Source organism: Massilia sp. CT11-108, assembly GCF_047302915.1.
GTDB classification, from domain to species: Bacteria; Pseudomonadota; Gammaproteobacteria; order Burkholderiales; family Burkholderiaceae_D; genus Telluria; species Telluria orientalis.
This window is the reverse complement of sequence record NZ_JBKYMO010001464.1, coordinates 1-285: the sequence shown is the minus strand read 5'-3', so window position 1 is coordinate 285 and position 285 is coordinate 1. Positions and strand designations below refer to the sequence as shown.

The 285-nt window shown below is 70.9% G+C and carries 1 pseudogene; it reads right to left on the bottom strand.

Annotation, left to right across the window (positions count from 1 at the left end):
- Positions 1–30: 30 nt before the first annotated feature.
- A pseudogene (locus ACEN88_RS35285) lies at positions 31–285 on the bottom strand (hypothetical protein); the annotation flags it as partial.

Sequence of the window (285 nt, the reverse complement as noted above, 5' to 3'; positions counted from 1 at the left end):
GCCCACACGAGCCACGAAGCCATGGCCGCCTCACGCATCGAAGCGCAGCACGTAATGGCCCGCGACGAGGTGGTGCCCGGCCGGCAGGCGGTACGGCTGTTCCGGCGTCGCGGTGTCGATCGCGGCGACGAATGCCAGCTTGTCATCGAGGTGGTACAAGGCCTGCGTGGGCGACAGGCGCGCGATCCGCCAGCCGTCCGGCCCCGCTTCGAAGCTGAACGCGTCGCGCGACAGGCCCAGGCGGTCGGCGCTCGACGGCGGCGTGCCGGCTGCATTCTTGAGGAA